Here is a 22,952-nt window from a genome sequence, read left to right on the forward strand (position 1 = left end):
GCACGTAAAACGACGGCATCGACGAACCTCTCTGCTGGCGGAAGATCGACAGGGTCGCCCGTCGATGCGAGCCCATCGCAATGAGGCCTGCGCGCCGTCTGACTTCCCTAGGAGGATCCGTGAAGGATTCGCAAGACGCCGTGACCGAGGGCCGTACCAACTGGCGCCGCTTCGCGGTCGCGGTGGGCGTCCCCACCGTCGTCGCGGGTGGTCTGGTGGTCGCGCTCGCTCAGGGTGCGCTGGCCGCCAGCTTCTCCATCTCCGGCCAGAGCTTCCACCTCACCGCGTCGTCGCTGGACGGCACCGGCTTCACCCAGTACAGCGGCTCCGACCTCGTCACCAGCACCAACAGTCGCATGCCGGTGGCGAAGTCGGGCATCAAGTCCGCCACGATCCACGACCTGTGCCAGTCGGTCGTCGGCAACATCCCGGGTACGTCGATTCCGATCAGCCTGCGGATCGAGGCCGGCAAGACCGCCGACAACAAGGCGGTCCAGGCGGACAACCTGCTGATCGGCATGTCCGACCTCAGCGGCGACGCGACCTTCACCAACATCAACATCGGTCAGGACGCCAGCACCCTCGACCAGGCCGGTAGCGGTGTGCCGGCGGGCGACGTCGGCGGCTTCGGCCAGGGCGCCGACAAGGTGCACATCGACAACCTGCGGCAGACGGCGACGTCCACCTCGGCGTCGACGTTCGTCCTGCAGGGCATGAACCTGCATCTGTACGTGGGCCAGAACAAGGACTGCTTCAACGGCTGATCCGGCATTCCCGGGGCCCGCGAGACCTCTCGCGGGCCCCACCACTTTGTGACAGGTACACCCGTGTGGAAGGGCAAGTAGTGGCAGCGACTGACGGTTTCTGGGCCAAGTTCCGGCACTGGCGGCGGCGGCGGCCGTTCTGGGGCAGCCTGCTTCTGCTGCTTTCCGGCCTCGAGATGTTCTATACGGCCAACCAGCAGTTGGGCAATCTCGAGATCCACATGGGCCAGCAGGGCTTCCTCTCGTACGTGGTGCCCGCCGTGCTGATCCTGTGCGGCCTGCTCTGCATGTTCACCCCGGCCCAGCGCCTGTTCTACGGCATCATCGGCACGCTGACCGCGCTCTACTCGTTCATCGGCCTGAACCTCGGCGGCTTCATCGTCGGCATGCTGCTCGGCATCCTCGGCGGCGCCCTGGTGATCGCCTGGGGACCGCCGCGCTCGCGGCCGGGCGACCAGATCGCCGAGCCGCCCACCGACGAGCCCACCGACCACCAGCAGGACGGGCCGGTCGACGTCGGCGACGAAATCTTCAACCAGTACGGGCCGCGCGACATCGACGAGACCCAGCGGATCGAGGTCGCCGGCCACGACGACCGGCCGCACGACGAGCGGCCGATCCGGCCGGCCGGCCAGGGCGCCGAACCGCCCACGGCCGAGCCGCCGAAGGCGAGCGCCCTGCAGCGCGTGGCCCGTAACCCGCGGGCCATGGCGGTCGCGCTCATCCCGCTCGCGGTGACCGCCACCATCGTGGTGGCCGGCAGCAACCTGCAGGCCCGCGCCGACGACACCTGCCCGGACGGGCTGCCCTCCGTCGCGACCACCACGACTGCGGCGGCCGCGAAGGCCGCCACGGCGAAGAAGACGACCGCGGCGGCGAAGAAGACGACCCCGGCGCTGACGAAGACGACCGCGGCGGTCAAGAAGACGAGCGCGGCGGCGAAGTCGACCGCGGCCGCCGAGAAGACAACCGCGGCCCCCACGCCCACCAGCGAGGGCAACGCGGTCGTCGACGGCATCAAGGACGTCGTCGACGGCGTCGGCAACCTGCTCGGCATCGGCGACGAGTCGACCGCTCCGAGCACGTCGCCGGCGACGCCGGAGACCACTGCGCCGGAGACCACCCCAGCCACGACCGCCCCGACCACGACCGCCCCGGCGGAGTCGTCCTCCTCCGCCACCACCGAGCCCACCGCTGACCCCACCAAGACCACCGCCTCGCCCACCTCCAGCGACGACGTGATCCCCTGCCTCGGCCCCCGCGTCATCGGCAAGGTGGCAAGCGCGGACGACATCCCGCTGGTGGCGAAGAAGCCGGGCGTCATGGAGGTCGACTCGCTGACCCTGTACAACTCGACGTACGACGGTGTGGTCGACATGCCGACCGCCGGTGGCGGCTCGTTCAAGGCCCTGAAGTTCACCATGGACAAGGCCGTGAACAAGCCGTTCAAGCTGACCATCGACGAGAAGGCCGGCCACCAGACGGTGATCACCAGCAAGGAGCTGACCACCAGCGGGACGGTGAAGTTCTACACCACCGAGCTCAAGGGCAAGCTGTTCGGCGTGATCCCGGTGACCTTCACCCCGGACCAGCCGCCGCCGCTGACCCTGCCGGTCCTCTGGTTCACCGACGTGACCGTCAAGCTGGCGTACGTCCGCTGCGACACGCTGACCGGCGACCCGCTGAAGATCGAGGGGTAACGATCCTGGAGGTGACCCCGGTTGGGCCGAGTGCTTTCCCTCGTCGCGGTGATGGTGACCGGCTGGGCGGCCGCGGGCCTGCTGTTCTTCTTCCACACGGTGCGGGTGGGGCTGCAGAACCTCGTCGGTCTCGGCGCTCCGCGGCGGGTGATCGACAAGGTCGTGGAGTCCGTCTGGCTGGCACTGCTGCCGGCGACGCCCGCGGCGGCGGCCTGGCTGGCGGCCCGTTACTGCTGGACCGTGGCGGCTTGGGTGTTCGGCCTGTTCGCGGCCGCACTAGCGGTGGTCCTGCATTCCCTGATCTCCGCAAACAAGAGGCGTCGGCCGTCTCGACGGCGGTACTAAGGCCGGCGTTCCCGCCACCCGGACACGACCTCGTCGGCGTCGCGGGGCGGAAGAAGCACCGGCGGGCCGTCCATCAGGCCCACCCGCGCCCGGCGGATCCGCTCGTTGACCTCGGCGACGTAGTCGCGGACCTCGCGCTCGGCGGACATTCGGTCGACCCGGGTCTCGAGTTCCTCCACCTCGCGGCGCAGGGCCAGGGTGGGCGGGATGACGCCGGCGGTCGCGCCCTCGCGCTCCAGCCAGTCCTTGACCCACCAGTCCTCGTCGTACTCCCGGCCGTGGTCACGCAGGGGCCGGCCGGCGCCGGCGAGGTTGTCGAACTCGCCGCGCTCGGTCGCCTCCCGCAGCTGCCGGTCGATCGACGACTCGTACCAGTGCGTCATACCCGGTCAGTCTAGTTCCGCCTCGGCCGCCAGTCCGTCCAGCAGCCGTCGCAGCCCCCAGCGGAACTGCTCGGCACCGGTCCAGGTGGCCGTCACCCCGACCGCGGCGGCCGTGCGCGGAAACGCCTGGGCGGGCACGTCGCTCAGCGCGGCGCGGAGGGCCGCGATCCGCTCCGCCTCCGGCGCGAGCAGTCCGGGTGGGGCGTCGGCCACCTCCAGCGAGGTCGCGCCCAGGACATAGACCATCAGCAGGTACGAGCCACGGGCCGCCGACGCCGGATCGAGGCCGCCGGCGGCCAGCAGGTCGAGGAGGTGTTCGCCGAGGCGGAGGGCGTGCGGGCCGGTCATCGGGCCGGCCAGCATCAGCGGGATCACGCCCGGGTGGGCGAGCAGTTGCCGGCGCAGGTCGGCGGTGAGCACCTCCACCCGCTCCCGCCAGTCATCGGGGCGTTTCTGCGCGGTCACCTCGCGCTCGTCGGTGGCCACTTCGCACTCGTCCGTGGCCACTTCGCGCTCGTCCGCGGTCACTTCGCACTCGTCCGCGGCTACTTCGGCGAGGACGTACTCGATCAGGGCATGCTCGACCGCGGCCCGGTCCGGGAAGTAGGTGTAGACGGCGGTCGGCGCGGACCCGACGGCGACGGCTATCCGGCGGATCGACGCGGCCTCCGCTCCGCCGGCGTCGAGCAGAGCCAGCGCGGCGTCCAGGATCTCCTGCTCGGTCAGCGCCCGGCGTGGTCGCGGCGTGCCCCTCGTCTCGGCCATGGTGTCGACGGTACGAAGTTTTGTCGCACCCTCGGCGTAGGTTGGCAGCAGCCCTAGTGGGAGGACCAGACGCGATGTGCCGCAACATCCATCAGCTGCACAACTTCGAGCCGCCGGCGACGTCCGCGGAAATTCATGCCGCCGCCCTGCAGTACGTGCGGAAGGTGGCTGGTTCGACCAGGCCGTCCCAGGCCAACCAGGAGGCGTTCGACCGGGCCGTGGCGGCGGTCGCGGCCGCCACGGCCGACCTGCTGGGCGCGCTGGTGACCACCGCCGCCCCGAAAAACCGCGAGGAGGAGGCGGCGAAGGCTCGGGCGCGCGCGGAGCGGCGGTACGCCTCCTAGCCGCGTCTCGGCCCGGCCGTCGGCGGCCGCGGATCGGGCCGACGGAGAGCGTGGCGGCGGCGGGTGCGGCCCCCCGGGGCGGGGAAGGACGCGGCGACGGGTGCGGGGGAGGGCGCGGCGACGGGTCGCGGCCTGAGCGCGGCGGCGGGTGCGGCCTCGGGGCGGGGGAGAGCGTGGCGACGGGTGCGGCCCGGGGGCCGGGGGAGAGCGTGGCGACGGGTGCGGCCCGGGGGCCGGGGGAGAGCGCGGCGACGGGTGCGGCCCGGGGGCCGGGGGAGAGCGCGGCGACGGGTGCGGCCCGGGGGGAGAGAGCGCGGCGACGGGTCGCGGCCTGAGCGCGGCGGGTGCGGCCCCGGGGCGGGGGAGGACGCGGCGGCGGGTAGGGCCGGGGTTGGGAGAAACCCGGCGGCGCAGGGCGTCAGGGAGCGAGAACGGTAAGTGCGGCCTCTGCGCATTCGTCGTCTTGGCCGGGCGCCGATCCGCCGCTGACCGCCAGGGCGCCGAGGATGGTGGCTCCCCGCCGGATGAGGGCTGCGCCGGCGCCGATCAGGATGGGCTGCCGCACGGCATGATCCAGCTGGGCGAAGAAGTCGGGCGAGGTCTCCTGCATCCGGCGCAGTGCGGCGCCGTCTCGGCGGAAGAGGGCGACGCTGGCCGCCTTGGTCTCGGCGATCTGGGCGGAGAGCGGTGGTGCGCCACTCATCCGGCCGAGGGCCTGCAGGTGGCCGCCCTCGTCGACGACCGCGACCGTGACCTGGGCATCTATCTTGGCGGCGCGCTCGTGCGCGCCGGCGATGACGGTCTGAGCCTCCTGGAGTGTCAGCGGCATGGCGAACCCCTCGCGTTAGGTGGACAGCTGTCCTTGCATGAACGAGCGTATTGTCTGAGGCGGTCGCAGCGCAAGGCCGCCGTGCCCGTACCGGCTCGGCCGACCCCACTGGAATGATCGGGCGATGGACGACACCACCTCGGCCGGCCCTCGCCGCCCCAACGCGCGCGGGCAGGGGGAGCGGCTGCGGGAGGAGATCATCTCCGCCGCCGTGCGGATGCTCGGCGACCTGGCCGACGACGAGGCGCTGTCGCTGCGGGCGGTCGCACGTGCGGTGTCCATCTCCCCAACCTCGGTTTACCTGTACTTTCCGGACCGGGACGCGCTCGTCGCGGCGGCCATGGAACGCTGCCATGCGCAGATGCTCCAGGCGGCGGATGACGCCGAGGCCGCCCAGCAGGACCCCGCCCTCGGCCTGCGCGCCCGGATCCTGGCGCAGGCCGCCTGGGTGCGGGAGCATCCCGGGCTCTACAAGGTGATGCACGAGAGCAGGGTCGGCATGCCCTTCAAAGAGGTGCTGTTCACCCGCACCACGGCGGCGGTGCAGCGCTGCATGGACGCCGGGGTGGCTGCGCCGGGGGACGCCGCCACCGTCGCGCTCGATCTGCGGACGGCCGTCATCGGCATGCTGTCCCTGCGGATCAATGAGCCCGACCTGCCTTGGCCGCCCTTCCCCGAGCAAGCCGACCGATTCCTCGCCAAGCTGGTCGGCCTCGCGCCGCCGGCCGGGGAGGGGCACTAGCTCGCGCCGCGGGCCCGGGGAGAGGAGAGGCACTGGCTCGCGCCGCGGCGGGAGAGCGGCGCTAGGGGGAGCGTCGGGCCCGCTGCAGCCCCTCCCACACCCGGTCGCGGGTGAACGGCAGGGCCGTGAGCCGGACCCCGGTCGCGTCGCGCAGGGCGTTGGCGAGCGCGGGAGCTACCGGGTTGAACGGGCTCTCGCTCATCGACTTGGCGCCCAGCGGGCCGATCGCGTCGGTGGTGGCCGCGAAGTGGACCTCGGTGCACGGGATGTCGGCGAAGGTGGGCAGGTGGTACTGCCGGAAACCGGTGGTGGTGACCCGGCCGGCCGCGTCGATGTCGACGTGCTCGGCGAGCGTGGCGCCCAGCGCCTGCGCCACCCCGCCCTCGACCTGTCCCCGGCACTGCAGCGGGTTCATCACCGTTCCGGCGTCGGCGCTGTGCACGCTGCGCAGGATGCGGATCTCGCCGGTGTCCGGATCGACCGCCACCCGGAACCACTGCGCGTTGAAGGCGACCGAGCGTGGGGTGCCGTCGAACTGCCCGGTCGCGGTCAACCCGACGACCGGCGTGTCGCCGGCGGCGAGGATCTTCTCGTGCAGGGCGGTGGCCGCCTCCAGCACCGCGCGGCCCGCGACCACCACGCCGGTGGAGCCGAACGCGCCGGTGTCGTGCCGCACCACGTCGGTGTCGGATTGGCGTATCACTATGCGGTCGGGCGTGGTGTGCAGCGCGTCGGCGGCGATCTGCGCGTGGACGGTGGTGCTGCCGTTGCCGAACTCGGCGGTCCCGACGGCGATCTCGTAGCGGTCGCCGGGGAGCACGGTGGCGGTCGCGTCGGCGTAGTGGCCGCCGGGCGGTCCCGCGGCGATCATCGCGATCGCCATCCCCTCCCCGACCAGCCAGCCCGGGAGAACGGAGGCGCCCGGGGCCGAGGACGCGTCGCGGATGTGGCCGAGGCACTGGTCCAGGCCGTAGCTGGCGATCGACAGGTCGTCCACGTGGTCACCGGGCGCCAGGAGGGGCTCGCCCGGGCGTACGACATTGATCTCTCGCATCGTCACCGGGTCGATCCCGAGCTGCCGGGCCAGCTCGTCGAGCACCGACTCGACGGCGAACGTCACCTGGCCCAGTCCATAACCGCGGAACGCCCCGGACGGCACGCTGTTGGTGTAGACCGCGTAGGCGTCGGTGGCCTTGTTGGGGCAGCGGTAGACCGCGAGGGACTCGTGGCAGCCGTGATACATCACCGAAGGACCATGATTGCCGTACGCGCCGGTGTCCGTCACCACCCGCAGGCGCATCGCGGTCAGCGTCCCGTCGCGGCGCGCCCCGGCCCGGAGGCTGACCCGGAACGGGTGCCGGACCGTCGCCGAGGTGAACTGCTCGGCCCGGGTGTACTCGAGCTTGACCGGTCGCCGCAGCCGCAGCACGGCCAGCGCCACCAGGTCCTCGACCAGCATCTCCTGCTTGCCACCGAAGCCGCCGCCGACCCGCCCGGTCAGCACCCGCACCCGATCGAGCGGCAGGTCGTAGAGCGCCGCCACCGCCCGCCGGGTCAGGAACGGGGTCTGCGAGCTGGTCCGGATCACCAGGCGGCCGTCCTCGTCGAGCCAGCCGACCGCGCCGTGCGTCTCGAGGCTGGCGTGCTGCACCCGGGCGGTCGTGAAGGTCTCCTCGCAGGTGACCTCCGCCTCGGCGAAGCCGGCGTCGACGTCGCCGAGCGTGGCGTGCAGCTCGCCGACCACATTGTTCGGTGCGGCGTGCAGCCGGGGGGCGCCGGGCGCCATCGCCGCCTCCGGGTCGAGGACCGCCGGCAGCACCTCGTACTCGACGGTGATCGCCCGGCAGCCGGCCTCGGCGGCGGCCTCCGAGGTGGCGACCACGGCGGCGACCCGCTGGCCGGCGAAGCGGACCACGTCGTCCAGGACCCGGGTGTCGGCCGGGTCCTCGGCGGCGTGCTCGTGCTGGGCGGTGGAGAACAGCCGGGCCGGGGCGTCGGCGTGGGTGAGGACGGCCTCGACGCCGGGGACGGCGAGCGCGGCCTCGGCCGCGATCGCGGCGATCCGGGCGTGCGCGTGCGGGGAGCGCAGCACCTTCATGTGCAGGACGCCGGGGACGTCGACGTCGAACGTGTACCGGGCGGCGCCGGTGACCACCTCGGGACCGGCCGGTGCGCCGACGGCCGCCCCGACCGACGCGCCCGGGGCCGGGCCGGCGGTGTTGACCACGCCCGCCACGGCGTCGGCGACGGCGCGGTATCCCGTACACCGGCAGAGGTTGCCTTTGAACGCGCGCGGCAGATCGGCGCGCTGGTCGTCGGTGAGCGCGGCCGTCGTCATGATCAGGCCGGCGGTGCAGAAGCCGCACTGGAAACCCTGTGCGTCGAGGAACGCCTGCTGCGCGGGGTGCAGGCCGTCTGGGCCGGCGAGGCCTTCGACGGTGGTGACGCCGCGGTCCCGCGCGCGGTGGGCGGGGTAGAGGCAGGAGTGCACGGGTACGCCGTCGACGTGCACGGTGCACGCGCCGCAGTCCCCGGTGTCGCAGCCCTTCTTGACCCCGAACCAGCCCTCCTCCCGCAGGTAGGTGCGCAGGCACTGGCCGGGGCGCGGCGCGCGGTCGTGCTCCTGACCGTTGATCCTCATGCGCTCAGCTCCTGGCGGACCTGCTCGGCGTAGAGCCTCGTGAGGTGCCGCCGCCAGGCGGGCAGGCCGTGCACGTCGGTGACGTAGGCGTTGTCCGGGATGCCCTCGGTGAGCGCGATCTGCACCACCTCGGCGGACGGAAAGGCCGGAAACCTCAGCACGTACGGGCGTTGGGTCGACGCCGTGACCGTGATGGTCAGGCCGGGCTCGTCGAGGCGGCCGATCACCAGGACGCCGGAGCGGCCGTGGGGGTGCAGCGAGCCTTGCCGGTACGCCGCCCTGGCCCGCAGCGCGGCCGCGGGGAGGTGGATCGAGCGGAGCAGCTCGCCGGGGGACAACGCGGTCAGACCCTCGCCGACGACGAAATCCTTGACCGGTACGGTGCGCGCGCCGGACGGGCCGAGGAGCAGGCACGTCCCGTCCAGGGCGGCGCCCAGGGCGATCATCGGGCCGGCCGGCAGCGCCGCGCAGAGGTTGCCGCCGACCGTCGCCACGTTCCAGATCTTGAACGAGGCGAGGAACGCGTCGCAGCAGCGCTCGACGAGCTCGTGGCCGGCGGCGGCGATCTCGGCGATCGTGCAGGTCGCGGCGATCTCCAGGCCGTCCTCGCGGCGGGTCAGCGCCGGCCAGCCCGCCGTGCTGAGGTCGAGCAGCCGGGTCAGGTGCGGCCGCGGCTCGGCGAACAGCACCGTCCCGCCGGCCAGCCAGGCGTCGCCGGGCTGCCACTGGCCGACCCCGGCCGGACTGATCACATCGGCGACGGTGTTCAGATCCACGTTCGTACGCTACGCGCCCGTTGTTTCAGACCTTCGCGGGAAGCAGGATCAGGATCGTCGCCGCGAGCGAGGCGAACCAGGCGAGGTAGAGCGTCCACGGCCGGCGGGGGACCTCGATCGTGGGCGGCGGCGGCAGCGGGCTGATCGTGAACGACCGGTTCCGGGCGTCCCGCAGCGCGGCGACCAGTTCGTCCGCGCTGCGCTGGCTGTCGGGCGAGGGCCACGGCGGCGGCACCGGCACGGTCAGGACCGACTCGCCGGCGGTCAGCAGGACCGTGCCCGCGTCGTCGTGCACGACGCCGCTGTCGGTGGCCCACGGCTGCCGGTCCGGCCCGCGGAAGCCGACCGCGGCCACCCCGCCGGCGTGCCAGCGCAGCCGCGGGCGCAGCTGGGTGCGCCAGCCGAACTCGTACCCGACCCCGCAGGCGGCCGCCGCGGCCAGGGCGAGCACGATCGGCGGCACACCCGCGATCATCGCCAGCTCGCCGGCGGCGAGGGCGCTGCCGAGCCCGATCGCGATGGTGGCCAGCCAGGCCCGCTGCGGCGCGATGCGGTGCTCCCGGCACTGGAACGCGTCGGCGCCCCGGTCGCCCGGTCGCAGCGCCGCCGGGTCGACCAGCTGCTCCTCGTCGTCCTCGATCTCCCGGGGCAGGCCCTGCACGACGTCGTAGGCCACCTCGATCACCGGCCCGACCGGCCCGACCGGCACGTGCAGCCGGCCCTCGACCTCGACCGTGCACCAGGCGCCCGGGCGCGGGTCGCCGTACAGCGTCCCGGCCAGCGTGTGCGGCTCGTCGTCGTCGCCCGGCTGGGCGGGCGTTGCCGCGCGTGGCGCCGCAACGGTCAGCCGCCGGGCGAGTATCTCGTTCGGCGTGAGAGTGGTGTCGAAGGCGAACTCCCGCGCGATCAGCCCGCCCGGATGCGGGAGCAGCACGTGCACGTACCCGGTCTGCTCCACGACCCGCACCGCGTGCATCGGCTGCGGGGTGCCGAACAATTGCCGCAGCCGCGCTCGGTGCGTCGCCACCCGGGCCGGCAGCGCGCAGCCGAGCCCGAACGCGCCGATCACCGCGACCAGCCAGGGCGGCCCGAGGTAGCGGGCGAGCACCGCGACGAAGCCGGCCGTCGCGAGGGCGAGCACGGCGATCCCGATGACCTCGGTCGGCACCGCGACCTGCGGCAGGCCGTTCGGCGCCGGCGGCCGGCGCCGCGGGACCGGCGCGGCCACCGGGGACCGGTCACGGCGGGTGAGGGCGATCGCCACCAGCGCGTACGCCCAGGCGACCAGCGCCGCGGCGGCGGTGTGCGCGAGCGACGTCCACACCACCGCGGCGAGCACGCCCGCCCAGGCGGCCGCCCCGCGATGCGCGTACACCATCAGCGCCGGCGCGACCAGCACGCCGAGCCCCACCCAGGGCGCGGCCGGCGACGGGTCGCCCGGGCCGCCGAGCAGGCCGAAGAGCAGCAGGAACGCCACCGCCCCGCTGACCGGCACCAGCCCCTCGACGCGCCACAGCCGACCCATGCACCCATCGTCGGCGAGAACCCGGGGGCCGGGGGCGGAATCATCGAGCCCGACGCCCGTACGCGGTCCTCGACCTCGCCGCCGCGCGGGTCCCCTCGACCTCGCCGCCGCGCGGGTCCCTCGACCTCGCCGTCCCCGCGTCCTCAGCCGAACATCCGCCAGGCTGCCCCGGCCGCGCCGGCCACGGTGAGAGCGGCCAGGTAGGCGAGCACGAGCCGGACGTCGCGCAGCTTGCAGGCCGACTGGCGCAGGCCGGACCGCCAGGCGCCGAGGTAGCCGGCGAAGGCCAGGGCGCCGAAACCCGCCACCGCGACCGGGCCCAGCCACCAGGTGAGCGCGGCGACGGTCGCGTAGACACAGAGCGGCAGCGGGTCGCGCCTCACCGGGCGGCCACCCGGGCGAGGCGCTGGGCGGACAGCTCGGGCCACGCCTGCACGGCGCAGAACGGCGCGCACTGGTCGCGGTCGCCGTTGCGGGTGCTCACGTGGACGCAGCACTGCGCGAGGCGTTCCTCGATCATCGTGGACAGGTCCATGAAGGGCTTGACGGTGATGCGTTTGACCCGTTCGGCGAGCATCCGGCGCAGACGGGCACGACCGCCGGGCAGGGCCGGCGCCGCGAGTGTGGCCAGCGTGCCGATGCCGAGGTCGCACGCCGTGCAGATGTCCTGCCACAGGTCGCCGATGCGCGGGTGGGACAGCGAGGACTGCTCGGACATCAGCCCCAGCAGGGAGTCGCGGACCGCGGCGCGCAGGCTCGCGGGCAGGTCGGTGTCGGCGATCCGGTTGGCCACCAGGTCGGGGGCCAGATCGAGCAGGCCGAGCAGGCGCTCGTGGCCGATCAGCGCGGTCAGCGAGCGCCAGCTGCCGGCGTCGTCGCGCAGCAGGTAGCCGACCGAGCAGCAGTGCGGGTGCGAGCAGGGCAGCGCGGTCAGGTCGCGCCAGGTGACCAGGTCGCCGGTCTGCGGCCCGAGGCGGGCCAGGACGCCGGTGTGGGTCAGCCGGCGGGTCTCGTCGATCGGGCCGGACCGCCCGGAGCCGAACTGCGGCTGGATCGAGACGCCGCCCACGTACGCCGTGTCCAGCGCCCGTTTCACGACGCCGCCGATCTCGTCGTCGTTGACGCCGAGCGCGGCGGTCATCGTGAGCGTGGTGAACACGCCGCGCTCGGAGAGCCGGTCGATCGCCAGGTCCTTGAGCCGGCGCAGGTCGGCGCCGCGGTGGTGCCGGTGGGCCCGTTCGCTCGCGCCGTCGTACTGCAGGTAGACCTCGACCCGTTCGCGGTGCTCGGTGAGCAGGTCGAGCAGCGCGTCGTCGCGGGCGATGCGCAGCCCGTTGGTGTTGATCAGGGTGCGCACGACCGGGCGCGCGGTGACCTCGGCGAGCAGGTCGTCGAGGTGCGGGTGGAGCGTGGGTTCGCCGCCGGAGAGCATCAGCACGTCGAGGCGTCCGTTCTCGCGCTCGAGGCGGGTGTCCAGTGCGGCGAGCACCTCGGCGAGCGGGACGACCGTCTCGACCGCCGGCGAGGAGTCGGCGAAGCAGGTGGGGCAGCGCAGGTTGCACGAGTCGGTCAGGTCGGTCAGCAGGATGCAGGTGTGCTGGGTCTGCATCTCGGGCAGCCCGTCCAGGTAGGCGACCGGGACCGGGGCGAAGTTACCCGGCACGTCCGGCGTGTGCCGCTTGGTGGGGGCGGTCCACCGCTCCAGGTAGCGCAGGATCTCCGGGCTCTCGTCGTACAGGGTGCGGATCAGCCCGTGCCGGGGGCAGCCGCGTTCCAGCCAGACCGCGTCGTCACGGATCATGAGGCGGCCGGAGAGGCGGTCGACGCGGGCGAGGTCGGTGTGGTCGCAGCGCGGGCAGAACGCGTTGACGTAGCGGTGGATCCGGTCGTCGCGCAGCGGCATGCCCGACCCGGCGCTCACGAGGCGGCCGCCGGCACGCTCTGCCACTCGCCGCGCAACCGCCACACCCGCCAGGCCAGCAGCGGCGAGCCGGCCAGCAGGAACAGCTGGGGACGGGTGAGGCCGGCGGCGACGACCTCGTTGCCGCGCACGAACTCCACGAGAAACCGGAAGATCGCGTACCCGGCCAGGTAGCCGGTGAACAGGGCGTCGGGCAGCGTGACCCGGTCGCGCAGGCGCAGCAGCACGGCCAGCGCCGCCAGGTGGAAGACGATCTCGTACGCGAACGAGGGGTGCAGCGGGACGCCGGCCCGCGCCCCGGGAAAGCGGGCCGCCTGGGCGGCGGTCAGCGTGATGCCCCAGCGGCCGCCGGTCGGCGTGCCGGGAAGCTCGGTGAGCAGGCAGCCGACCCGGCCGACCGCCATGCCCGCCGCGATCGCCGGGGCGAACAGGTCACCGGTGTGCGGCCGGTACCGGCACAGGCGCTTGGCGACGAGCACTCCCGCGTACGCGCCGACCAGGGCGGACAGGATGCTGCGGCTGCCGTACAGCCACTGCTGGGCGGGGCCCGCGTTGGCCGCCGGCGACACGTGCCGCAGCCAGGTCCCGAGCCGTTCGAAGACGGCGCCGCCGGTCAGGGCCCCCGCGACCAGGTACCAGAGCCGAGGGTCGGCCCGCCCCCGGCGCCGGGTCTCCGCGATGAACACCAGGCCCGCCGCGATCAGCCCGAGCAGCACGAAAACGCCGTGCGTAACCTCCGGCATACGCCCGATTTGCACGGTTTGACCCTACCCTGAATGGCGTGAATCGGGCCCAAGCGCTCCGCGACGCGCGGCTGCTCGGCGCGTCGCTGCTGGCTCGGGTCGACCCGCCGCTGACCGGCGTGCCGATCCCGTCGCCGAGCCTGCCCTTCTTCGCCCTCCCGGCGGACGAGGCCGGCGAGCGGGTGTGCCAGGCGATGACCCTGCGGGCACCCGACGGCGTCGACGTTTTCGCCCTGCTCGATGACGACTGGCGGCAGATCGGCGTGCTGCCGCACACCTGGTCGTCGCCGGAGGGTCCGATCCTCGTGGGCGTGCATCCGGCGGCGGGCTTCGTGCTGGTGGTGTGCCGGCACGCCGGCGACCACGTGTTGTACGTCGTCTCGCCGATTCTCTCGGCGTCCCGCGCGGGCCTGTACGGCGGCATCGCGGTCGGCGCCGCGATCGGCCTGGTGGGCCCGTGCTTCGCGGTGCTGGCGTTCCGGGCGTTGAACGACCCCGACAGAACGTTGCTGGGTTTTGTCGCGGCGGTCCTGCTGCTGGGCGGCGCCCTGCTGATCTCGCGGGACACCCGGCAGTTCGGCGTGGGCCTGCTGATCGGCGGCGCGATCACCGGCATCGCCACGGCCGGCATGTGCTCGTCGATGCTTTCCTAGTCGTCGACCAGCCAGCGGGTGACGGTGCGCACGCGCGTGACGGTCCGGCCCTTTGCCTTGATCCGGTAGCGCACCTTGGTGGTCACCGGCAGCTGCCACTTGTGGTCGCGCTGGTACCAGACGTGGCAGCCCTCGGCGGCCCGCCCCTGCCAGGACCGCTGCACGCAGTGGTTGCCGGCGGCGGCCCGGTACGGGTCGCCGGCCGTGGGCCAGGCGGGACCGTCCGGGTTCAGCACCGGCTCCAGGGCCCGGTACCAGTTCCAGGCAATCTTCCGGTAGCCGTAGTCGTTCGGGTGCTCGCGGTTCCACATGTCGATGCCGTGTACGTCGCTGTCGTCGACCACGTGGAAGTTCGGTCCCTTCGACGCCACGATCCCGGGGATGGCGTCGTTGAAGAAGTACGTGCGGTAGCCCTGCGCCGCGGTGTCGTCGTAGTCGCCCAGCCCGACGATCTTCGCGACGAAGACCTGGGCGTCCGGCCGGTCGACGGCGATCCGGTCGAGCAGCGTGTCCAGGTCGGTGGCCGCGTCCTGGTTGCCGCGCACCATGTCGTTGGTGCCGATGTGCAGCAGGATCACGTCCGGCTGGTAGATGGCCAGCCAGTCGTCGACCCGCTCGGTCAGCTGCGCGATCGTCCAGCCCTTGTGGCCCTCGTTGTCCGGGTCGGCGGAGAATCCCGAGCGCATCGAGCCGACGTAGTCGACGCTGACGCCGGCCTGTGCGAGCCAGCGGGACAGGACGCCGCGGTACGAGCCCGTGGTGGGCGAGCCGACGCCGAACGTGATCGAGTCGCCGAGCGGCATGATCCGGATCGGGGCGGCGGCGCCCGCGGCGGCCGTCGCGGCCGTCGCGGCCGATCCCAGCAGCACGACGGAGGCGGCCGTCGCGACCGCCGCGACGCGCATTCCGAACGAGAAGATCTTCATGGACCTCGGCCTGGTGTGGTGTGCGGGCGTTGGCAGGACAGATCGGTCACGCTGGTGCGATCACTGACGCTTCACCCCGTTTCGCAACCAAAGACGCACCCGTTGTGCGGTCTGGTACCTCTGGTTGGCATGAACGGCATCGAGATCTCCCGCCGCTACTACCTCGAGTCGGTGGCGCCGGGCCTGGCCGGGGTGCCGCACGCGGCCGCGCTGCTCGGCGCCGGATCCGAGGTGCTCGGGTACGACGACGACGTCTCGCCGGACCACGACTTCGGCGAGCGGGTGCAGGTCTTCTACCCGGACCGGGAGACGGTGGGCGACTTCTTCACGGCCGGGCTCGGCGTCGACCCCCTCGCCGGCATGTCGGTCGCCGACTGGCTGCTGACGCCCACCCAGATCCTGGCCGGCCTGACCCGGGGCGCGGTCTTCCACGACCCCGAGGGCGAGCTGGCCCGCCGGCGTGCGGCGCTGGCCTGGTATCCCGCCGACGTATGGCGGTACGCGCTCGCGGCCGGTTGGCTCAAGGTCGGCCAGGAGGAGGCGTTCGTGGCCCGGGCCGGCTCGACCGGGGACGACCTGGGCTCCCGGATCCTGGCCGGCCGGCTCGTCCGGGAGCTGATGCGGATCGCGTTTCTCGTGGAGCGGCGCTGGGCCCCGTACGGGAAATGGTTCGGGAAGGGTTTCGGCGAGCTGAAGCTCGCCGCCGAGCTCGGCCCACCGCTGCGGGGCGCGCTCGGCGCCGAGACCTGGCGGGAGCGGGAGGACATGATCTGTACGGCCGGGAGCCTGCTCGCCGCCGCCACCAACGAGCTCGGCCTGTGCCCGGCGGTGGACCCGGCGCCGCGCCGGTTCTACACGCGCGACATCCGGGTGCTCGACGGGCACCGGTTCACGGTCGCAATGATCGCGGAGATCAGCGATCCGGTGCTGCTCGGGATCGTCGAGCGGGTGGGCCGCCGGAACGGGATTCCCCGGGCCGCCGGGACCATCGATCAGGCGGTGGACTCCACCGACGTCCTCGGCGACATCCGTCGCTGCCGGGCCGCCGCGCCGATGCTGGGTCTTTAGAGCCCGCCTCCAGCGGACAGCTCGTTGTACTCGGGCGCCACCTCCTGGCCGGACAGCTCGGCGATCGCCGCCATGATGCGGTCGGTCGCCGCGCGCCGGGCCGGGCCCAGCCGCCCGTCGGCCGGGCGTGGGAACACCATCGGCTCGCCGAAGCGCACGACCAGCCTCCCCGGCCTCGGCAGGCGGGCGCCCACCGGCTGAATGCGGTCGGTGCCGAGCAGCGCGACCGGCACCACCGGCGCGCCCGAGGCGATCGCCAGCCAGGCCACGCCGGTGCGCCCGCGGTACAGCCGGCCGTCCCGCGATCGGCTGCCCTCCGGGTGGATGCCGAACGCGCCACCGCCGTCGAGCACCCGCAGCGCCGTCTCGAGCGACTCCTGCGCCGCCCGGTATCCGCCGCGCGGCACCGGGATCGCGTCGGTGCCCTCCATGAACGCCCGGGTGACCCACTGCTTGGGGTTGCCGGCGCGGAAGTACTCCTCCTTGGCCAGGAACGACACCCGACGGGGTGTCACCAGCGGGATGAGGAAGCTGTCCACGAACGACAGATGGTTGGCCGCGAGGATGACCGGGCCGATCCGCGGCACGTTCCCGGCGCCGTGCACCTCCGGGCGGAACGCGACCCGCGACATCGGCCGGAGGAGGGGCCGGAGCATGGGGGACAGGTGCATGTCAGCCCTTCAGATGCGCGTCGACGGCGGCGATCAGCAGCGGCTCCGGGGTGTCCACACCGGTCACCAGCTGCATGGTTCCCCAGGACCAGAGCTGCGCGATCCCGTGCAGGGCCGCCCAGAGTGCCGCGGCCGCGGCGGTGGGTTGCAGCAACCGCTCGAGTACGCCGAACAGCGGCGTGCTCTCGTCCCGGAGGCCGATGCTGTTCCCGCGGAGCAGGTCGTGCCGGAACATCAGGGCGAACATGCCGGGCTCGGTCCGCGCGAAGTCGACGTAGCGCCGGCCGAGGGCGAGCAGCGCCTCCCGCCGGTCGGCTTCGCTGTCGCCGATCGTCTCGGCGACCAGGCGGCCGAGCTTGCGGTAGCCCTCCCGGGCGATCGCGGCGAGCAGGGTCTGATGCGTGGGGAAGTAGCGGCGCGGGGCGCCGTGCGAGACGCCGGCCCGGCGGGCGATCTCCCGCAGCGAGAGGGCGTCGGTGCCCGCCTCGGCCAGCAGCTCGACGCCGGCGGCGATCAGGCGTGCCTCGGTGTCGCCGGTATGCATAGACACTGTCTACCAGGCACGCATAGACATTGTCTACTCGTCCTTGCCGTGACCGACCGGTGGGGCCCAGCCGGGGCGGGGGATCAGGCAGAAGGGGTGGCCGGCCGGGTCGGCGTAGACGTGGTCGCCGCCGCCGAGCGGGGTGGCGCCGAGCGCGATGACCTGGTCGTGGGCCGTCGGCAGGTCATCGACCATGACGTCGAAGTGGATCTGCTGGGGGATCGCCGGGTCGGGCCAGGTGGGCGGGCGATGGCCGGGGGCGAGCTGGAAGGCGATGCCGGACGTGTGGTCGTTGCGGGCGACCACGGCGAAGTCATCGTCGGCGTAGGTGATCGGGTGGCCCAGCAGGTCGCGGTAGAATGCGGCCAGCGCCAGGGGGTCGGGGCAGTCGAGGATGACGTGGTGGAGACGGCCGATGGGCATGGTCACCATCTTTGTCCGGGGCCGCTACCTTGGACGACGTGCGAACCGTTGCCGTCACCACGCCCGAAGGCGCCTCGTGGAATGTCCGGGTGGTGTGGGCGCCGCGGTGGCGGGCGCTCGCGCGCCGGTTCGGCGGGTGGCGGGCCAAGCGTTCCGGCGACGCGGGTGACCTGGCGTCGGACGCCCTGGACCTCGGCGGGAACGTGGCCAACGCCGGTGGCGGCGGGGGTGGCGGTGGCGACGGCGGGCTGAGCCTCGGGGACGAGATTCTGGCGATCGTCGTCATCTTCTTCGCCCTCGTGCTGGCGGCGGTGCTGTTCTGGTGGGTGCTGCTGCCGCTTCTGCTGCTCGTGCTCGACGCGGTGATCGTGCTGGTCCTGCTGGCGGTGACGATCATGGCTCGGGTGCTGTTCCGGCGGCCGTGGACCGTGGAGGCGACCTCGGCCGGTCACGAGCGGGTGGCGTGTCCCGTGGTGGGGTGGCGGGCCGCCCTGCGGCAGCGGGACGAGATGGCGGACTCCCTGCGGCGCGGGCTCCGGCCGGAGGGTGCGCCGGCTGTCTCGGCCGGGGGCTGACGGGCGCGGCGGTCCAGCGAAGGCCGCGGCCACGCTGGCCTATTGAATAGACCTAGCCTCCTAGGATGCCTTACCCGCGGTGACGGTGCCTGACGGGCAGGGCGCCCCTGTCGAAGGAGGCAGGCCCTCGCCGGCTGACGTCGTACGAAATGCGGGTTTTTGTGGGTGGTGGAACCGCTTCCGGGAGCGGTACCGCCTGAGAGCGCTCTCTTGTTCCGGAACCTTTAATAAAGACTTAAGTCAATGGATCGTGGCTTGACCGTGTGGTTGCCGAACGGGAACTGTTAAGCCACTTTCCGGTTTCCCCCATCCCCACCCGGGAGACATCCCCATGCGCAGACGCGCCCTATTAGCGGCTTTCACGGCCTTGGTCGCGGGGATCGGCGCCTTCGGCGTCCGCCTCGTGACCGCCGATGCCGCACCGATCGCCTTCAACCACCCCGGCGTGCTCGTCAGCCGAGCCCAGCTCGACTTCGTCAAGGGCAGGGTCGCGGCCGGCGCCCAGCCCTGGCTGGCCGCCTACAACCAGATGATGGCCAGCTCGTACGCCTCGCTCGCGCGCACCCCCAAGCCGCGGGCGACGGTCGAGTGCGGCTCCTACTCCAACCCGAACTACGGCTGCACCGACGAGCGCGAGGACGCGATCGCCGCCTACACCGACGCGCTGGCCTGGTACCTCACCGGCAACGCCGCGTACGCCCAGAAGTCGATCGCGCTGATGGACGCGTGGTCGGCGACGATCCAGAACCACACCAACAGCAACGCGCCGCTGCAGACCGGCTGGGCCGGATCGGTCTGGCCGCGGGCCGCGGAGATCATCAAGTACACCTACTCGAGTTGGCCGAACCAGGCCCGGTTCGCCACCATGCTGCGCGCCGTCTACCTGCCGGTGGTGATCGTCGGCAGCTCCAGCAACGGCAACTGGGAGCTGTCGATGATGGAGGCCGCGGTCGGGATCTCGGTCTTCCTCGACGACAAGGCCGACTACGACCGGGCGATCACCCGGTTCAAGGCGCGGGCGGCCGCCTACATCTACCTCGCGGCGGACGGCGCCCAGCCGAAGTATCCGCCGGTCGGCAGCGTGGACACGCCGAGCGAGCTGATCAGCTACTGGCAGGGGCAGAGCACGTTCGTCGACGGACTGGCGCAGGAGACGTGCCGGGACTTCACGCACACCGGGTACGGGATCTCGGCGATCGGCCACGTCGCGGAGACCACCCGGATCCAGGGCGAGGACCTGTGGCCGTCGCTGCAGGAGCGGGTGCGGCAGGCGCTCGGCTTCCACACGAAGTTCGAGAACGGGACCGCGGTGCCGTCGAACATCTGCGGCGGCAAGGTCACCAAGGGCCTCGGGCCGGTCACCGAGGTGGCGTTCAACGCGCTGCACAACCGGCTCGGGATCGCGATGACCAACACCCAGCAGTACACCGAGTCGCACCGCCCGCAGGGCACGAACAACCTGTTCGTCGCCTGGGAGACCCTCACCCACGCCGGCAACCCGGCCTGATTCGGAGTCCTTTCATGAGATCTCGCAAGCTTCTGGCCGGCGCGGTGATGGCCGTGGTGATGGGCGCGCTCGGCTTCGTCGGCATCACCGACGCCCTCGCGGCCTCCTCCGGCACGCTCGTGTCGTCGCTGAACGGCAAGTGCCTGGACGTCACCAACGGATCGACCGCCAACGGCAACCAGCCGCAGATGTGGACGTGTACGTCGGGGAACGCGAACCAGCAGTGGACCCTCGCCGACAACGGTTCCGTGCAGGGCCGTGGGAAATGTCTGGATATCGCCAACAACTCGACGGCCAACGGCGCCGTCGTGCATTTGTGGGATTGTTACGACACGGTGGCCACACAGAAGTGGACCCTGGGTGCAGCCGGCGACCTGGTCAACAACGCCGCCGGGAAATGTCTCGATATAAAGGACAATAACGCGGCTGATGGGGCGAAGCTCCAGATCTGGGACTGTGCCGGGACGGCCAATCAGAAGTGGACGTTCTCCGGGGGCACGACCACGCCGCCAACTACCGTACCTACGAATCCGACAAATCCGGATCTGGGGCCTAACGTTACTGTCTTTGACCCGTCGATGGCGGCGAGCACGATCCAGAGCAAGCTGACCAGCGTCTTCAACGCGCAGGTCAGCAACCAGTTCGGCAACGCACGGTACGCCCTGCTGTTCAAGCCGGGAACCTACAACGTGGACGCCAACGTCGGCTTCTTCACCCAGGTCGCCGGCCTCGGCCTCACCCCCGACCAGGTGACCGTCAACGGCCACGTGCACGTCGAGGCCGACTGGTGGCCGGACGGCTCGCAGAACGCCACCCAGAACTTCTGGCGCTCGGCCGAGGGCCTGTCGGTCACGCCGGGCGACGGGCTCGACCGGTGGGCGGTCTCCCAAGCGGCCCCGTACCGCCGGATGCACCTGCGCGGCAACCTGGCGCTCTCGGACGGCGGCTGGTCGTCCGGCGGCTTCATCGCCGACTCCAAGGTCGACGGTCAGATCCAGTCCGGCACGCAGCAGCAGTTCCTCACCCGTAACACGCAGATGGGCAGCTGGAGCGGCTCGAACTGGAACCAGGTCTTCGTCGGCGACCCGGGCGCGCCGGCGCAGAGCTTCCCGTCCCCGCCGTACACCACGGTCGCCTCGGCCCCGGCCATCGCCGAGAAGCCCTACCTGTACGTCGACAGCACCGGTGCATACCAGGTCTTCGTTCCCGCCCTGCGGTCCAACGCGAGCGGCACGACCTGGGCGAGCGGCTCGCCGGCCGGCACTTCGCTGCCGATCGGCACGTTCTACGTGGTGAAGTCCGGCGACACCGCCGCGACGATCAACGCGGCCCTGGCGGCCGGTAAGAACCTGCTCGTCACGCCCGGCGTCTACCACCTCAACCAGACGCTCAACGTGACCCGGGCGGGCACCGTCGTGCTCGGACTGGGCCTGGCGACCTTCGTGCCGGACGGCGGGGTCGACGCGATGCACGTCGCCGACGTCGACGGCGTACGGCTGGCCGGGGTGCTCTTCGACGCCGGCACCACCAACTCGAACATCCTGCTGCAGGTCGGCCCGGCCGGGTCGGGCGCGTCGCACGCGGCCAACCCGACCGTGCTCTCCGACGTCTTCGTCCGGATCGGCGGCGCCATCGCCGGCAAGGCCACCGAGAGCGTCGAGATCAACAGCAACAACGTGATCGGCGACCACGCCTGGATCTGGCGGGCCGACCACGGCAACAGCGGCACTGTGGGCTGGACGATCAACACGGCCCGCAACGGCCTGATCGTGAACGGCCAGAACGTGACCTTCTACGGCCTGTTCGTCGAGCACTACCAGCAGTACCAGACGATCTGGAACGGCAACGGCGGGCGGACCTACTTCTACCAGAACGAGATGCCGTACGACCCGCCGAACCAGGCCGCCTACATGAACGGGTCGACCCAGGGCTGGGCGGCGTACAAGGTGGGCGACTCGGTCACCTCGCACGAGGCGTGGGGCCTGGGCAGCTACTGCTACTTCAACGTCAACTCGTCGGTGGTGAACGCCCGCGCCTTCGAGGTGCCGGTGAACTCCGGGGTCAAGTTCCACGACCTGGTGACGGTCTCGCTCGGCGGCACCGGCACGATCAGCCACGTCATCAACAACACCGGCGCGGCGGTGAACAGCGGCCACCAGGTGACCAGCATCGTCAGCGGCCCGTAACGAGGACCGTGCGCTCACCCGGTGCGTCCCGGTGCGCCCACGCGGTCTCGACCTCGGACAGCGGAGTGGGGCGGGGCACGATCGCGATCGTGCCCCGCCCGATCTCGTCGATCAGGGCCGGCAGCTCGGCGAGGTACGCCTTGGCGGAGACCGCGCCCTGCCCGTTGCCCTGGAGGCGGAAGTTCGCCGAGCGCAGCGCCACCGAGGGCAGCTGGATCGTCGGCCCGGCCACCGAGCCGATCTGCACCCAGTTCAGCTCGCGGCCGCGGTCGGACCGGGCGGTCAGGATCGCCATGATCGCCTGCTCGGCGGGCTCGCCCCACAGGTAGTCGAGGACCAGGTCGACGTGGCCGGCCCGGGCCACCTCATCCAGACCGAGGATGCCCTCGCCGGGACGACGGGCGGCGCCGAGCACCTCGCCCGCGCCCAGCAGCTTGGCGACCCGCATGGCCATCGAACCGGCGTTCCCGGCCGCGCCCAGCACCAGCACGCTCTGGCCGGGCCGGACCGGCACCCGGCGGCGCAGCGCGACCCAGGACGACATGGCCGGGTTCATCGCCGCGGCGATCCGGGCCGCGTCGACGTCGTCGGGCAGCTCGACCGTGCGGCGCGGGTCGACCGCCACCTGCTCGGCCATCGTGCCGAGCACGTCGTCGCCGCCGACGAAGTAGACCAGCCTGCCGTCGGCGCGGCGGCCCACGCCGTCGATGCCCGGGATCATCGGCAGCCGTCCGGTGCTCGTGTAGTGGTTGCCGGCCGCGCCGCTGCGGGTGCGGGGGTGCAGCCCGACGGCGACCACGTCGAGGGTGATCTCGCCGTCGCGCGGCCGGGGTGCCTCGAAGTCCCGGTAGTGCGGCGGCTCGGCGAACGAGGTGACGACGGCGGCTTTCACGGGTACCTCCATTTAGTTGGTGACACGAA

General features: G+C 72.4%; 24 protein-coding genes. 10 read left to right on the forward strand and 14 right to left on the reverse strand.

Annotated features, from left to right (window positions below):
- The first annotated feature begins 119 nt into the window (after positions 1-119).
- The 3 genes from ODJ79_RS33445 (at position 120) to ODJ79_RS33455 (ending at position 2,809) form a co-directional block, all read left to right on the forward strand.
- Positions 120-764 (forward strand): DUF6230 family protein, encoded by a 645-nt coding sequence (locus ODJ79_RS33445; protein ID WP_263027635.1) that lies wholly within the window; start codon positions 120-122, stop codon positions 762-764.
- A gap of 80 nt (positions 765-844) precedes the next feature.
- Positions 845-2,464: a DUF6114 domain-containing protein gene (locus tag ODJ79_RS33450; protein WP_263027636.1), complete on the forward strand. Its 1,620-nt coding sequence runs from the start codon at positions 845-847 to the stop codon at positions 2,462-2,464.
- A 21-nt stretch (positions 2,465-2,485) separates the two neighbouring features.
- Positions 2,486-2,809, forward strand: coding sequence for a hypothetical protein (locus ODJ79_RS33455; RefSeq protein WP_263027637.1), 324 nt, complete (start codon positions 2,486-2,488; stop codon positions 2,807-2,809).
- Here ODJ79_RS33455 and ODJ79_RS33460 read toward each other — a convergent pair.
- Positions 2,806-3,192 (reverse strand): DUF1992 domain-containing protein, encoded by a 387-nt coding sequence (locus ODJ79_RS33460; RefSeq protein ID WP_263027638.1) that lies wholly within the window; start codon positions 3,190-3,192, stop codon positions 2,806-2,808. The genes ODJ79_RS33455 and ODJ79_RS33460 overlap by 4 nt on opposite strands.
- Positions 3,193-3,198: 6 nt before the next feature.
- Positions 3,199-3,957, reverse strand: coding sequence for a TetR/AcrR family transcriptional regulator C-terminal domain-containing protein (locus tag ODJ79_RS33465; protein WP_263027639.1), 759 nt, complete (start codon positions 3,955-3,957; stop codon positions 3,199-3,201).
- Positions 3,958-4,031: 74 nt separating this feature from the next.
- Here ODJ79_RS33465 and ODJ79_RS33470 point away from each other — a divergent pair, with 74 nt between their 5' ends.
- Positions 4,032-4,301 carry a DUF2277 domain-containing protein gene (locus ODJ79_RS33470; protein WP_263027640.1) on the forward strand — a complete coding sequence of 90 codons (270 nt, stop codon included), beginning with the start codon at positions 4,032-4,034 and terminating at the stop codon, positions 4,299-4,301.
- A 418-nt stretch (positions 4,302-4,719) separates the two neighbouring features.
- Here ODJ79_RS33470 and ODJ79_RS33475 read toward each other — a convergent pair whose 3' ends face one another.
- A complete protein-coding gene (locus ODJ79_RS33475) occupies positions 4,720-5,130 on the reverse strand; it encodes a GlcG/HbpS family heme-binding protein (protein ID WP_263027641.1) in 411 nt (136 codons plus the stop codon).
- 124 nt (positions 5,131-5,254) lie between these two features.
- Between ODJ79_RS33475 and ODJ79_RS33480 the strand changes: the two genes are divergently transcribed.
- Entirely contained in the window at positions 5,255-5,872 is a 618-nt protein-coding gene (locus ODJ79_RS33480; RefSeq protein ID WP_263027642.1) for a TetR/AcrR family transcriptional regulator, read from the forward strand.
- A gap of 61 nt (positions 5,873-5,933) precedes the next feature.
- Here ODJ79_RS33480 and ODJ79_RS33485 read toward each other — a convergent pair whose 3' ends face one another.
- From ODJ79_RS33485 to ODJ79_RS33510, 6 genes are all read right to left on the reverse strand, one after another.
- Complete coding sequence (locus ODJ79_RS33485) at positions 5,934-8,513, reverse strand: molybdopterin-dependent oxidoreductase (protein ID WP_263027643.1); 2,580 nt, start codon at positions 8,511-8,513, stop codon at positions 5,934-5,936.
- Complete coding sequence (locus ODJ79_RS33490) at positions 8,510-9,289, reverse strand: FAD binding domain-containing protein (RefSeq protein ID WP_263027644.1); 780 nt, start codon at positions 9,287-9,289, stop codon at positions 8,510-8,512. Before ODJ79_RS33490 ends, ODJ79_RS33485 begins: the two co-directional genes overlap by 4 nt.
- A 25-nt stretch (positions 9,290-9,314) precedes the next feature.
- On the reverse strand, positions 9,315-10,814 hold the full coding sequence (locus tag ODJ79_RS33495) for a hypothetical protein (RefSeq protein ID WP_263027645.1): 1,500 nt from the start codon (positions 10,812-10,814) through the stop codon (positions 9,315-9,317).
- 143 nt (positions 10,815-10,957) lie between these two features.
- Positions 10,958-11,197, reverse strand: a complete 240-nt coding sequence (locus ODJ79_RS33500) for a hypothetical protein (RefSeq protein ID WP_263027646.1) — start codon at positions 11,195-11,197, stop codon at positions 10,958-10,960.
- Positions 11,194-12,762 carry a radical SAM protein gene (locus ODJ79_RS33505; protein WP_263027647.1) on the reverse strand — a complete coding sequence of 523 codons (1,569 nt, stop codon included), beginning with the start codon at positions 12,760-12,762 and terminating at the stop codon, positions 11,194-11,196. Before ODJ79_RS33505 ends, ODJ79_RS33500 begins: the two co-directional genes overlap by 4 nt.
- Positions 12,732-13,493: a prolipoprotein diacylglyceryl transferase gene (locus ODJ79_RS33510; RefSeq protein ID WP_263027648.1), complete on the reverse strand. Its 762-nt coding sequence runs from the start codon at positions 13,491-13,493 to the stop codon at positions 12,732-12,734. Before ODJ79_RS33510 ends, ODJ79_RS33505 begins: the two co-directional genes overlap by 31 nt.
- Positions 13,494-13,516: 23 nt before the next feature.
- On the opposite strand from ODJ79_RS33510, the gene ODJ79_RS33515 reads away from it, so the two are divergent.
- Positions 13,517-14,131: a hypothetical protein gene (locus ODJ79_RS33515; RefSeq protein ID WP_263027649.1), complete on the forward strand. Its 615-nt coding sequence runs from the start codon at positions 13,517-13,519 to the stop codon at positions 14,129-14,131.
- On the opposite strand, the gene ODJ79_RS33520 is transcribed toward ODJ79_RS33515, so the two are convergent.
- A complete protein-coding gene (locus ODJ79_RS33520) occupies positions 14,128-15,057 on the reverse strand; it encodes an SGNH/GDSL hydrolase family protein (RefSeq protein ID WP_263027650.1) in 930 nt (309 codons plus the stop codon). The genes ODJ79_RS33515 and ODJ79_RS33520 overlap by 4 nt on opposite strands.
- Before the next feature lie 129 nt (positions 15,058-15,186).
- Here ODJ79_RS33520 and ODJ79_RS33525 point away from each other — a divergent pair, with 129 nt between their 5' ends.
- Entirely contained in the window at positions 15,187-16,125 is a 939-nt protein-coding gene (locus tag ODJ79_RS33525) for a DUF4037 domain-containing protein (protein WP_263027651.1), read from the forward strand.
- Here the strand turns inward: ODJ79_RS33525 and ODJ79_RS33530 are convergent.
- The 3 genes from ODJ79_RS33530 to ODJ79_RS33540 are packed head-to-tail and all read right to left on the reverse strand — an operon-like array spanning position 16,122 to position 17,763.
- Positions 16,122-16,757 (reverse strand): lysophospholipid acyltransferase family protein, encoded by a 636-nt coding sequence (locus ODJ79_RS33530; protein WP_263027652.1) that lies wholly within the window; start codon positions 16,755-16,757, stop codon positions 16,122-16,124. The genes ODJ79_RS33525 and ODJ79_RS33530 overlap by 4 nt on opposite strands.
- 40 nt (positions 16,758-16,797) lie before the next feature.
- Complete coding sequence (locus ODJ79_RS33535; protein WP_263027653.1) at positions 16,798-17,340, reverse strand: TetR/AcrR family transcriptional regulator; 543 nt, start codon at positions 17,338-17,340, stop codon at positions 16,798-16,800.
- Between the two features lie 33 nt (positions 17,341-17,373).
- The gene (locus tag ODJ79_RS33540) at positions 17,374-17,763 is read right to left on the reverse strand and encodes a VOC family protein (protein ID WP_263027654.1); all 390 of its coding nucleotides are present in this window, start codon (positions 17,761-17,763) and stop codon (positions 17,374-17,376) included.
- 38 nt (positions 17,764-17,801) lie between these two features.
- Between ODJ79_RS33540 and ODJ79_RS33545 the strand changes: the two genes are divergently transcribed.
- The 3 genes from ODJ79_RS33545 (at position 17,802) to ODJ79_RS33555 (ending at position 22,031) form a co-directional block, all read left to right on the forward strand.
- Positions 17,802-18,338: a hypothetical protein gene (locus tag ODJ79_RS33545; protein ID WP_263027655.1), complete on the forward strand. Its 537-nt coding sequence runs from the start codon at positions 17,802-17,804 to the stop codon at positions 18,336-18,338.
- A 403-nt stretch (positions 18,339-18,741) separates the two neighbouring features.
- On the forward strand, positions 18,742-19,845 hold the full coding sequence (locus ODJ79_RS33550; protein ID WP_263027656.1) for an alginate lyase family protein: 1,104 nt from the start codon (positions 18,742-18,744) through the stop codon (positions 19,843-19,845).
- Between the two features lie 14 nt (positions 19,846-19,859).
- Positions 19,860-22,031 carry an RICIN domain-containing protein gene (locus tag ODJ79_RS33555; RefSeq protein WP_263027657.1) on the forward strand — a complete coding sequence of 724 codons (2,172 nt, stop codon included), beginning with the start codon at positions 19,860-19,862 and terminating at the stop codon, positions 22,029-22,031.
- Here the strand turns inward: ODJ79_RS33555 and ODJ79_RS33560 are convergent.
- A complete protein-coding gene (locus ODJ79_RS33560) occupies positions 22,018-22,923 on the reverse strand; it encodes a zinc-binding alcohol dehydrogenase family protein (protein ID WP_263027658.1) in 906 nt (301 codons plus the stop codon). The two genes, ODJ79_RS33555 and ODJ79_RS33560, sit on opposite strands and share 14 nt — an antisense overlap.
- Positions 22,924-22,952: the final 29 nt, after the last annotated feature.

Origin of the sequence: Actinoplanes sp. KI2 (genome assembly GCF_025630775.1) — a bacterium.
In the GTDB taxonomy this organism is placed as follows: domain Bacteria; phylum Actinomycetota; class Actinomycetes; order Mycobacteriales; family Micromonosporaceae; genus Actinoplanes.

Coding starts and splice junctions, on each gene's coding strand:
- ODJ79_RS33460 (WP_263027638.1), bottom strand. CDS start 3,192: ATGACGCACTGGTACGAGTCGTCGATCGACCGGCAGCTGCGGGAGGCG.
- ODJ79_RS33465 (WP_263027639.1), bottom strand. CDS start 3,957: ATGGCCGAGACGAGGGGCACGCCGCGACCACGCCGGGCGCTGACCGAG.
- ODJ79_RS33470 (WP_263027640.1), top strand. CDS start 4,032: ATGTGCCGCAACATCCATCAGCTGCACAACTTCGAGCCGCCGGCGACG.
- ODJ79_RS33475 (WP_263027641.1), bottom strand. CDS start 5,130: ATGCCGCTGACACTCCAGGAGGCTCAGACCGTCATCGCCGGCGCGCAC.
- ODJ79_RS33480 (WP_263027642.1), top strand. CDS start 5,255: ATGGACGACACCACCTCGGCCGGCCCTCGCCGCCCCAACGCGCGCGGG.
- ODJ79_RS33485 (WP_263027643.1), bottom strand. CDS start 8,513: ATGAGGATCAACGGTCAGGAGCACGACCGCGCGCCGCGCCCCGGCCAG.
- ODJ79_RS33495 (WP_263027645.1), bottom strand. CDS start 10,814: ATGGGTCGGCTGTGGCGCGTCGAGGGGCTGGTGCCGGTCAGCGGGGCG.
- ODJ79_RS33520 (WP_263027650.1), bottom strand. CDS start 15,057: ATGAAGATCTTCTCGTTCGGAATGCGCGTCGCGGCGGTCGCGACGGCC.
- ODJ79_RS33525 (WP_263027651.1), top strand. CDS start 15,187: ATGAACGGCATCGAGATCTCCCGCCGCTACTACCTCGAGTCGGTGGCG.
- ODJ79_RS33530 (WP_263027652.1), bottom strand. CDS start 16,757: ATGTCGCGGGTCGCGTTCCGCCCGGAGGTGCACGGCGCCGGGAACGTG.
- ODJ79_RS33535 (WP_263027653.1), bottom strand. CDS start 17,340: ATGCATACCGGCGACACCGAGGCACGCCTGATCGCCGCCGGCGTCGAG.
- ODJ79_RS33540 (WP_263027654.1), bottom strand. CDS start 17,763: ATGCCCATCGGCCGTCTCCACCACGTCATCCTCGACTGCCCCGACCCC.
- ODJ79_RS33555 (WP_263027657.1), top strand. CDS start 19,860: ATGAGATCTCGCAAGCTTCTGGCCGGCGCGGTGATGGCCGTGGTGATG.